The sequence below is a fragment of the Cellulomonas septica genome (genome assembly GCF_012396155.1).
GTDB classification, from domain to species: domain Bacteria; phylum Actinomycetota; class Actinomycetes; order Actinomycetales; family Cellulomonadaceae; genus Cellulomonas; species Cellulomonas septica.
Window position 1 is genome coordinate 1 of record NZ_JAAXOY010000055.1, and the last position, 10,083, is coordinate 10,083.

General features: G+C 73.3%; 9 protein-coding genes. All 9 read right to left on the minus strand.

The window, feature by feature from the left end; all coding sequences use genetic code 11:
* Nucleotides 1-189 precede the first annotated feature (189 nt).
* Entirely contained in the window at nucleotides 190-960 is a 771-nt protein-coding gene (gene hisF, locus HGA02_RS04175; protein ID WP_162351890.1) for an imidazole glycerol phosphate synthase subunit HisF, read from the minus strand.
* Nucleotides 960-1,835 carry an FKBP-type peptidyl-prolyl cis-trans isomerase gene (locus HGA02_RS04180; RefSeq protein ID WP_168677879.1) on the minus strand — a complete coding sequence of 292 codons (876 nt, stop codon included), beginning with the start codon at nucleotides 1,833-1,835 and terminating at the stop codon, nucleotides 960-962. Before HGA02_RS04180 ends, hisF begins: the two co-directional genes overlap by 1 nt.
* A gap of 175 nt (nucleotides 1,836-2,010) precedes the next feature.
* Nucleotides 2,011-3,372, minus strand: coding sequence for a Pup--protein ligase (gene pafA / locus HGA02_RS04185; RefSeq protein WP_168677881.1), 1,362 nt, complete (start codon nucleotides 3,370-3,372; stop codon nucleotides 2,011-2,013).
* Nucleotides 3,373-3,402: 30 nt separating this feature from the next.
* Nucleotides 3,403-4,140: a proteasome subunit alpha gene (prcA, locus tag HGA02_RS04190; protein WP_168677883.1), complete on the minus strand. Its 738-nt coding sequence runs from the start codon at nucleotides 4,138-4,140 to the stop codon at nucleotides 3,403-3,405.
* Nucleotides 4,137-4,988, minus strand: a complete 852-nt coding sequence (gene prcB / locus HGA02_RS04195; protein ID WP_168677885.1) for a proteasome subunit beta — start codon at nucleotides 4,986-4,988, stop codon at nucleotides 4,137-4,139. Before prcB ends, prcA begins: the two co-directional genes overlap by 4 nt.
* 6 nt (nucleotides 4,989-4,994) lie before the next feature.
* A complete protein-coding gene (locus tag HGA02_RS04200) occupies nucleotides 4,995-5,192 on the minus strand; it encodes a ubiquitin-like protein Pup (RefSeq protein ID WP_013770948.1) in 198 nt (65 codons plus the stop codon).
* 120 nt (nucleotides 5,193-5,312) lie between these two features.
* Nucleotides 5,313-6,935: a depupylase/deamidase Dop gene (dop, locus tag HGA02_RS04205; RefSeq protein ID WP_343035260.1), complete on the minus strand. Its 1,623-nt coding sequence runs from the start codon at nucleotides 6,933-6,935 to the stop codon at nucleotides 5,313-5,315.
* A gap of 109 nt (nucleotides 6,936-7,044) precedes the next feature.
* A complete protein-coding gene (arc, locus tag HGA02_RS04210) occupies nucleotides 7,045-8,682 on the minus strand; it encodes a proteasome ATPase (protein ID WP_168677887.1) in 1,638 nt (545 codons plus the stop codon).
* Between the two features lie 161 nt (nucleotides 8,683-8,843).
* Nucleotides 8,844-9,887, minus strand: coding sequence for a class I SAM-dependent methyltransferase (locus HGA02_RS04215; RefSeq protein ID WP_168677889.1), 1,044 nt, complete (start codon nucleotides 9,885-9,887; stop codon nucleotides 8,844-8,846).
* Nucleotides 9,888-10,083: the final 196 nt, after the last annotated feature.

A 10,083-nucleotide genomic window follows, 5' to 3' on the forward strand; every position in this document is an offset into this window, starting at 1 on the left:
ACGGCTACGGGACGGTCGTCGTGCGCGGCGCGGTCGGCGAGCTCGTGCTGTTCGCGTTCGGGCGCGGCGCGGCCGCCGACGTGACGGTGCAGGGCGACCCGCAGGACGTCGAGATCCTCACCGACCGCCTGCCGGTCTGAGCCGCTGGTCCCCTGCGCGGCGCGCGCGCCGCGCCCCGCGGGCGGTGCGTCAGCGGACGACGACGCCCGCCGCGCGCAGCGCGTCCTTGACGTCGCGCACGGTCAGCTGGCCGAAGTGGAACACGCTCGCCGCGAGCACCGCGTCGGCGCCGGCCTTGGCCGCCTCGACGAAGTGCTGCACGGTCCCGGCACCGCCGCTCGCGACGAGCGGGATCCGCACCTCGCGGCGCACGTCGCCGATCATCTCGAGGTCGAAGCCGGCCTCGGTGCCGTCGGCGTCCATCGAGTTCAGCAGCACCTCGCCCGCCCCGAGCTCGGCGGCCCGCGCCGCCCACGCGACCGCGTCGAGGCCCGTGCCGCGCTTGCCGCCGTGCGTCGTGACCTCGTACCCGGAGTCGGTCCGCACGTCGCCCGTGACGCGGCGCGCGTCGATCGAGATGGTGAGGACCTGGCTGCCGAAGCGGTGCGCGATCTCGGAGATGAGCTCGGGCCGTGCGATCGCGGCGGTGTTCACGCCGACCTTGTCGGCGCCCGCACGCAGCAGCCGGTCGACGTCGTCGGTCGACCGCACGCCCCCGCCCACGGTGAGCGGGACGAAGATCTCCTCGGCCGTGCGGCGGACCACCTCGATCGTCGTGTCGCGACCGCCCGACGACGCGGACACGTCGAGGAACGTCACCTCGTCCGCGCCCTCGGCGTCGTAGCGGCGCGCGAGCTCGACCGGGTCGCCGGCGTCGCGGAGGTTCTCGAAGTTCACGCCCTTGACGACGCGGCCCGCGTCGACGTCGAGGCACGGGATGACGCGCAGCGCCACGGTCATCAGGAGCCTCCGTCGGGTGAGCCGGTCGCGAGGATGTCGACGACGAACACCACGGTCTGACCGGCGAGCTCTTGGCTCTCCGTGACGCCGAGCGCGTACGTCGGGGGGACGACGAGCATGACCTGGCTGCCGACGGGCTGGTCGACGAGCCCCTCCGCCCAGGCCTGCACGTCCTGCAGGCCGAACGACACGGGCAGGCCGTTCGTCCACGTCGAGTCGAACGACTCGCCCGTCGTCCAGGCGAACCCCGTGTACTGCACGGTGATGACGTCGGTCGGCGTGACCTGCGCCCCCGCACCGCGCAGCACCTGCTGGACGACGAGCTGGTCGGGCGGCTCCGTGCCGGTCGGGGTGATGGACGGGGCGCCGGACGCGTCGAGCGTGACCGCCGGGAGGTCCGGTCGCGGAGGCATGGGCTCGCCGTCGGCACGCGTCGGCAGCACGTCGAGGACGGTCACCGTCGGGTAGTCGACCGCGCCGGACCCGCGGGGCGGGCTCACCTGGAGCAGCCGCGCACCGACCTTCTGGTCGCGCAGCGTCTCGTACAGGTCGGTGCCGAGGTCCTCCTCGGTGAGGAGCCGCGGCGTGGGCGTCGTGGAGTAGCTCTCGTCGACGAGCGACGCGTCGGTGCCGTTCTCGAGCCAGAAGTCGATGAGCACCGGCCCGCCCTCGACGAGCTCCGCGCCGGTGCCCGGCCAGATCTCCTCGCGGTAGGTCGAGGTGACCTCGAGCGGCGTCAGGTACGTGAGCGTCGGCGCCTCGCCCGGCTCCCCGGTGACGGTGATCTCCGGGTCGGCGGCCTGCGGCGTCGTGCACCCCGCGAGCAGCGCCAGCGCCACGAGCGCGGCGGCCGCCGTCTCCCGCAGTCGTCGCACGTCGGTCCTTCCTCGTGGTGGGCGCCCCCCGCCTCGGCGTCCGGTCACGCCCGCGAGGCGCCACCGTACCGGGTCGGTCCGGGGCAGGGTCGCCGGCGACCAGTACCGGCCGCAACGGTCACGGCAGGTCGACCGGTCCGCGGGCACGCACACTGTACGGCGCGTGCCTGAGCACCTACATCGACTCGATGAGGCGGTCCACGCGCTCGTCGACGCTGCGGAACGGGTCCTTGCACAGCACCGTGCGCTGCGCCTGGTCGTTGAGCTTGAGGTGCACCCAGTCGACCGTGTAGTCCCGGCGGGCCTCCTGCGCGGCACGCACGAAGTCGCCGCGCAGCTTGGCGCGCGTCGTCTGCGGCGGGACCGCGGTGGCCTCGAAGATCTCCAGGTCGGACGTCACGCGCTCGACCAGGCCCTTCGCGGCCAGCAGGTTGTACAGCCCCTCGGTGCGGGAGATGTCGTGGTACGCGAGGTCGAGCCGCTGGACGCGCACGTCGGACAGCTCGAGGTCGTGCTTCGCGCGGTACCGCTCGATGAGCTGGTACTTGATGACCCAGTCGAGCTCGCGCTCGACGAGCGACAGGTCGCCCGTGCGCAGCGCGCGCAGCCCGCGCTCCCACAGGTCGAGGACCTGCTTCGTCTCGGGGGTCGGCCCACCCTCGGTCGACACGAAGTCCACGACGCGCGCGAGGTACTCCTCCTGCAGGTCGAGCGCCGTGACCGTCCGGCCGTTCGCGAGGACGACCGGGTGCTTGCCCGTGAGGTCGTGGCTGATCTCGCGGATCGCGCGGATCGGGTTCTCGAGCGTCATGTCCCGCATCGGGATGCCGGCCTCGACCATGCGCAGGATCAGGTCGGTCGCGCCGACCTTGAGCATCGTCGTCGTCTCGGACATCGACGAGTCGCCCACGATGACGTGCAGCCGGCGGAAGTGCTCCGCGTCGGCGTGCGGCTCGTCGCGCGTGTTGATGATCGGCCGCGACCGGGTGGTCGCGCTCGACACGGCCTCCCAGATGTGGTCGGCCCGCTGCGACAGGCAGAACAGCGCCCCGCGCGGCGTGCTCAGCACCTTGCCCGCGCCCGTGAGCACCTGCCGCGTGATGAGGAACGGCACGAGCACGTCGGACAGCCGCGCGAAGTCCCCGTGCCGCCGCACGAGGTAGTTCTCGTGGCAGCCGTAGGAGTTGCCCGCCGAGTCGGTGTTGTTCTTGAACAGGTGGATGCGGCCCGGCAGCCCCTCGTGCTCGAGGCGCTGCTGCGCGTCCGCGACGAGACCCTCGAGGATGCGCTCGCCCGCGCGGTCGTGCACGACGAGCTGGCGCACGTCGTCGCACTCGGCCGTCGCGTACTCGGGGTGCGAGCCGACGTCGAGGTAGAGCCGGGAGCCGTTGCGGAGGAACACGTTGGACGAGCGTCCCCACGCGACGACCTTGCGGAACAGGTAGCGCGCCACCTCGTCCGCGGACAGCCCGCGGCCGTCCTGCGCGGCGCACGTGACGCCGTACTCGGTCTCGAGCCCGAAGATCCGTCGGTCCATCGCTGCTCCCTCCTCCGGGCCTCGTGGTCGTCAGTCGTCGTGCGGTGCGTCGGTCGGCGGTGCGCCCGCGTCCGCGGGGGTCAGCAGGTCCTCGAGCAGCGCGCCCGTGAGCCGGCGGAACGTCCGCCGGGGCCGCGTGCGGTCGAGCACCGCGACCTCGAGCTGCTGCGCGGGGATCGTGCGCGCCTCGCCCCCGTCGTCGGGCGCGCCCAGGACGTCGACGGCCAGCCGCAGCACCTCGCGCAGGGACATCCCGGGCCGCCAGCCCGACGCGAGCAGCCCGCCCAGCCGGTCCGCCTGACCGCCCATGACGACGTACCCGTGCTCGTCGGCGACCGAGCCGTCGTACGACAGCCGGTACACCTGGTCGCCCGCCGGCTCGCGGCCGACCTCGGCGACGACGAGCTCGACCTCGAGCGGCTTCGACTCGGTCGTGAACACCGTGCCGAGCGTCTGCGCGTACGCGTTCGCCAGGCCGCGCGCCGTGACGTCCTCGCGGTCGTAGGAGTAGCCCCGCAGGTCGGCGTAGCGCACGCCCGCGACGCGCAGGTTCTCGAACTCGTTGTACTTGCCGACCGCCGCGAACGCGATGCGGTCGTAGATCTCCGAGATCTTGTGCAGCGCGCGCGAGGCGTTCTCCGTCGCGAACGCGATCCCGTCGTCGTACTGCAGGACCACGACGGACCGGCCGCGGGCGATGCCCTTGCGCGCGTAGTCCGCCCGGTCCTTCATGAGCTGCTCGGGCGAGACGTAGAACGGCATGCTCATCGCGCACCTCCGCGGTCCGCGTGCGACGCACGCCGCTCGTCCTCGACGAGGGCCACGAGCTCGCCGAGCTCGGCGTCCGGCACGCGCAGGTAGCCCGCCTCCGTCACGGTCGCCACGACCGGCCAGATGCGTCGCGTCGAGTCGGGGCCGCCCGTCGCGGAGTCGTCGTCCGCCGCGTCGACGAGCGCCTCGACCGCGACGCGCACGCCGCCCGCCGGGTCCAGCCCGGGCCGCCACAGCTTCTTGAGGGACCCGCGCGCGAACACCGAGCCCGAGCCGACCGCGTGGTGGTCGTGCTCCTCGTAGCGGCCGCCCGTCACGTCGTACGAGAAGATCCGGCCGACCCGCCGGTCGAGGTCGAAGCCCGCGAACAGGGGCACGACCGCGAGGCCCTGCATCGCGAGCCCGAGGTTGCCGCGGATCATCGTCGACAGCCGGTTCGCCTTGCCGTCGAGCGACAGCAGGCTGCCCTCGATCTTCTCGTAGTGCTCGAGCTCGAGCTGGAACAGCCGCACCAGCTCCGTCGCGAGGCCCGCCGTGCCGGCGATGCCGACCGCGGAGTACTCGTCCGCCGGGAAGACCTTCTCGATCTCGCGGCTCGCGATCATCGAGCCCATCGTGGCGCGCCGGTCCCCCGCCATGACCACGCCGCCGTCGACCGCGAGCGCGACGATCGTCGTGCCGTGGGGGGCCTGGACCTCGGACGTGGGCAGCGGCCGGTTACCGGGCAGCAGCTCGGGTGCGTGCCCGGCGAGGAAGTCGACGAACGACGACGAGCCGGGCGTGGTGAAGGTGTGCGGGAGCCGCCCCGAGGCGGCGCGGTCGGGCTGCGGTGTCGGTGGGGCCATCGACGCTCACTGACCGCCCTTCTGGACGAACCCGCGGACGAACTGCTCCGCGTTGGACTCCAGGACGTCGTCGATCTCGTCGAGCAGCGCGTCCACCTCGGCGTCGCGCGACTGCGCGGACGGCGCGGCCGGCACCGGCGCGTCGGCGCCGTCGACCGGGTCCTCGTCGTCGCGGCGGGGCCGCACCTGTTCCTGACCAGCCATGGTGACCTCCGTAGGCGTCGCGCTGACCTGCTCGATCCCACCCTAGGCCCATCCTCCGACGCATCCGGGGCGAGCGCCCGCGAGGCGGACACGCCTTTCGCCCAGGGCGCAGCGGTCGCGTCAGGCGCCGAGCTCGGCCAGGAGCGCGCGGGCGTCGTCGCAGCGGTCCAGCAGGTCGCCGACGTGGGCGCGCGTGCCGCGCAGCGGGTCGCGCATGGGCACGCGCTGGAGCGTCGCGGCGCCGGGCACGTCGAACACGACCGAGTCCCAGCTGGCGGCGGAGATCTCGGCGCCGTACCGGGCGACGGCCTCGCCGCGGAAGTAGGCGCGCGTGTCGTGCGGCGGGTGCCACACCGCGTCCTCGACCTGCGCGGGCGTGACGAGCAGGTCGACGGCACCGGCCGCGACGAGCCGGTGGTAGAGGCCCCGCTCGGGTCGCAGGTCGGACCACTGCAGGTCGACCGCGGCGAGGCGGGGGTGGTCCCACGCGAGGTGGTCGCGGCGGCGCATGCCCTCGAGCAGGCGGAGCTTGGCGAGCCACTCGACCGTGCGCGCGCAGCTCGCGGGGTCGGTCGCGAGGCCGTCGAGCACGGCCTGCCAGCGGTCGAGCACGTCGGTCGTCTGCGCGTCGAGCGGGTCGCCGACGTGCGCGAGCGCGGTGCGCACGGCGTCGAGGTACTCGCGCTGCACCTCGATCGCGGTGAGGTGGCGACCGTCCGCGAGCTCGACCCGGGTGGTGAGCGTGACGTCGTGGCTGACGAGGTGGACCGCGTGCACGGGGTCCCGGAGGGCCAGCCGGTCGATCGCGGCGAGCGCGCCGCCCGCACCGCCCTCGGCGACGGCCCGCTCGACCAGCCACAGGACGAGCGACGTCGTGCCGAGCCGCAGGTACGTCGCGACCTCGAGCATCGTCGCGTCGCCGATGATGACGTGCAGGCGCCGCCAGCGGTCGGGGTCGGCGTGCGGCTCGTCGCGCGTGTTGACGATGGGCCGGCGCAGCGTCGTCTCCAGGCCGATCTCGGCCTCGATGTAGTCGGCCCGCTGCGAGAGCTGGAAGCCCGGCGTCTCGCCGCGCTGGCCGATCCCGACGCGGCCCGCCCCGGTGTAGACCTGGCGCGTCACGAGGAACGGGATGAGCCGGCTCGCGAGGTCCGTGAAGGGCACGGCGCGGTCGACGAGGTAGTTCTCGTGCGTGCCGTACGTCGCGCCCTTGCCGTCGACGTTGTTCTTGTACAGCGCGACGTCGGGCAGCGCGGGCGTCGACGCGAGCGCGCGCACCGACGCGAGCATGACGACCTCGCCCGCGCGGTCCCAGCGCACCGCGTCGAGCGGCGAGGTGACCTCGGGCGAGGAGTACTCGGGGTGTGCGTGGTCGACGTACAGCCGCGCACCGTTGGTGAGGATGACGTTGGCGGCGCCCGGGTCCTCGTACTCCTCGGTCGTGCCGCGCGGGAGCTCCTGCGGGCCGTCGCCCGTGTCGGACGGGCCGGCCGGCGCGGCACGGTCCGGGTCGTCGGTGAGCAGCGACGGGTGCGCCGACGCGCGCTGCAGGTGGAACCCGCGGGCGTCGTGCAGCGGGTCCTCGTCGTCGTAGTCCCAGCGGGCGCGGGCCCGGCCGCCCTCGCGCGCCGCCGCGTGCACCGCGACGACGTGGCTCGACAGGAGCATGGGGTTGGCGAGGGGGCGACCCGGCTGGAGGATGCCGTACTCGGTCTCGATCCCCATCACGCGGCGCACGGTCACGGCTCCACCCTAGGCGTCCGTCGCGGCACGTCACCGCGGACGTCCGCGCCCCGGGCACCGCCGGGACGGCAGGCCCGGCGCGCGTCGGCGTCGGAGGTGGGGTGAGTCGTCAGAGGTACTGGCCGGTGCTCGTGACCGTCTCGATCGTGCGGGACGTGTCCGTGCCCTTCTTGCCCTGGACGATCGTGCGGATGAACACGATGCGCTCCCCCTTCTTGCCGGAGATGCGCGCCCAGTCGTCGGGGTTCGTCGTGTTCGGCAGGTCCTCGTTCTCGCGGAACTCGTCGACGCACGCCGTGAGCAGGTGGTCGACGCGGATGCCGCGCTGGCCCGTCGCGAGGAGGTCCTTGATCGCGGACTTCTTCGCGCGGTCGACGACGTTCTGGATCATCGCGCCCGAGTTGAAGTCCTTGAAGTAGAGGACCTCCTTGTCGCCGCTCGCGTACGTCACCTCGAGGAAGCGGTTCTCCTCGCTCTCGGTGTACATGCGCTCGACGACGCGCGTGATCATCGCCTCGACCGCCGTCGACGCGGAGTCGCCGTGCTCGCGCAGGTCGTCCTCGTGGATCGGCAGGTCGGCCGTGAGGTACTTGCCGAAGATCTCGCGCGCGCCCTCGGCGTCGGGCCGCTCGATCTTGATCTTCACGTCGAGGCGCCCGGGACGCAGGATCGCGGGGTCGATCATGTCCTCGCGGTTCGACGCACCGATGACGATGACGTTCTCGAGCCGCTCGACGCCGTCGATCTCCGACAGCAGCTGCGGCACGATCGTCGTCTCGACGTCGCTCGACACGCCCGTGCCGCGCGTGCGGAACAGCGACTCCATCTCGTCGAAGAACACGACGACCGGGTGCCCCTGCGACGCCTTCTCCCGTGCGCGGGCGAAGATCAGGCGGATGTGCCGCTCGGTCTCGCCGACGTACTTGTTGAGCAGCTCGGGGCCCTTGACGTTGAGGAAGAACGACCGCGTCTCCGCGGCCTCCTCGCCCCGCGCCGCCGCCGCCGTCGCCGCGAGCGAGTGCGCGACGGCCTTCGCGATGAGCGTCTTGCCGCACCCGGGCGGGCCGTACAGCAGCACGCCCTTCGGCGGCTTCAGGCCGTGCTCGCGGAACAGCTCGGGGTGCAGGAACGGCAGCTCGACGGCGTCGCGGATCGCCTCGATCTGCGGGCCCAGGCCGCCGATGTCCTCGTACTGGATGTCCGGCACCTCTTCGAGGACGAGCTCCTCGACCTCGGCGCGCGGGATGACCTCGAACACGAAGCCGCTGCGCGAGTCGATCGTCAGCGCGTCGCCGACGCGGACCTTCGCCTGGTCGATGACCTGACCGGCGAACCGGACGACCCGCTCCTCGTCGCCGCGCCCGACCACGAGCGCGCGGCCCTCGCCGAGCATCTCCTTGACCGTGACGATCTCGCCGACCTTCTCGTAGCCGCCGGCCTCGACGACCGTGAGCGCCTCGTTGAGCATGACCTCCTGGCCCGGGCGCAGGCGGTGCACGTCGATCGACGGGCTCGCGCCCACGTGCATCTTGCGGCCCGACGACACGATGTCGACCGTGCCGTCGTCGCGCGCCGCGAGGAACGTCGCGTACGTGCCCGGGGGCTTCGCGAGGTCGTCCACCTGGCGCTTGAGCTCGACGATCTGCTCGCGCGCGGCGACGAGGGCCTCGCTGAGCCGCTCGTTCTTGGCCGCCAGGATCGCGAGCTCACGGGACAGGTCCCTGCCAGGGGCGTTCGGGTCGGTCATCGTCTCGGCCTCCGTTCCGCGTCGTGCGTGGTCGTCACCACCGCGCACGACGCTGTGCCTGCTGGTCCGACGACCCTAACCATCCCTGTCAACCAGAGACGCCCGCCGCACCGCAGGTGTTCCCGACGTCTCGCGCAGCGGGACGGTGGACCGCCGGACGGTCAGGCGAGGTCGTCCTCGGAGGGCGCGTCGACCTCCCGCGCGGCGTCGGCCAGGCCCTGCGCGTCCCGCCGGGCCCGGCGCAGCTTCTTGTCCGAGACCGCGCGCTCCCCCATCGCCTCGGGCGACCACAGGGTCGGGTCCTCCAGGGGCGCGCCGTCCTCGGCGACGGGGTACGAGCCCTTCGCGGGCCGGCGCTTGCGCTGCGGCGCCTCGACGCCGTCCGCGAGCCGGCGCGTCGTCAGGAGGAAGCCGGTGTGCCCGATCATCCGGTGCTGCGGGCGGACCGCGAGGCCCTCGAGGTGCCAGCCACGCACCATCGACTCCCACGCCTGCGGCTCGGTGTACCGGCCGTCCTCGCGCACGTCCTCCGCGAGCCGCGACAGCTGGGTCGTCGTCGCGACGTACGCGATGAGCAGCCCGCCGGGGGCCAGCGCGACGGCGGTCGCGTCGAGGTTCTCCCACGGCGCGAGCATGTCGAGCACCACGCGGTCGACCGTGCCCGGCTCGGCGACGCGGGGCAGGACGTCCGCGAGGTCGCCGATCGACAGGCGCCACGCCGGGTGCGGACCGCCGAAGAAGCCCTCGACGTTGGCGCGGGCGATGTCGGCGAAGTCCTCGCGCCGCTCGATCGAGTGCAGCGCGCCGCCGTCGCCCACGGCCCGCAGCAGCGACATCGTGAGCGCGCCCGAGCCGACGCCCGCCTCGATGACGCGTGCCCCGGGGAAGATGTCGCCCATCGTGACGATCTGGCCCGCGTCCTTCGGGTACACGACGGCAGCGCCGCGCGGCATCGACAGCACGTGGTCCGCGAGCAACGGGCGCAGCGCGAGGTACTCGATGCCCGACGTGTTCCGCACGACCGTGCCCTCGGGTGCGCCGATGAGCTCGTCGTGCGTGAAGTAGCCGCGGTGCGTGTGGAACGTGCCACCCGGGGCGAGCGTGATGGTGTGCAGCCGGCCGCGCGGGTCGGTCAGCTGGACGCGGTCGCCCGCGCGGAACGGGCCGCGGCGCTGCGCGGCCCCGGTGGGCGTCTGGTCGGTCACGGGCGACGAGTCTACGAGGGCGCCGGGTCGCACCGGTTCCGTCCGCGGCGGACGCGGGCTAGCTGCGCAGCGCGGCGACGACGTCCGGCACGCGCACCAGCCCCACGACGCGCCCGTCGGCGACCGCGACGACGACACCGGTGTGGCGGGCGGCGCGCCCGAGCGCGTCCAGCAGGTCCTGCCCCACGAGCGTGCC

Bases quoted from the DNA above. Each gene is read 5' to 3' on its own strand.
- hisF (WP_162351890.1), bottom strand. From the start codon at position 960: ATGACCGTGGCGCTGCGCGTCATCCCGTGCCTCGACGTCGACGCGGGC.
- pafA (WP_168677881.1), bottom strand. From the start codon at position 3,372: ATGGACCGACGGATCTTCGGGCTCGAGACCGAGTACGGCGTCACGTGC.
- prcA (WP_168677883.1), bottom strand. From the start codon at position 4,140: ATGAGCATGCCGTTCTACGTCTCGCCCGAGCAGCTCATGAAGGACCGG.
- prcB (WP_168677885.1), bottom strand. From the start codon at position 4,988: ATGGCCCCACCGACACCGCAGCCCGACCGCGCCGCCTCGGGGCGGCTC.
- HGA02_RS04200 (WP_013770948.1), bottom strand. From the start codon at position 5,192: ATGGCTGGTCAGGAACAGGTGCGGCCCCGCCGCGACGACGAGGACCCG.
- arc (WP_168677887.1), bottom strand. From the start codon at position 8,682: ATGACCGACCCGAACGCCCCTGGCAGGGACCTGTCCCGTGAGCTCGCG.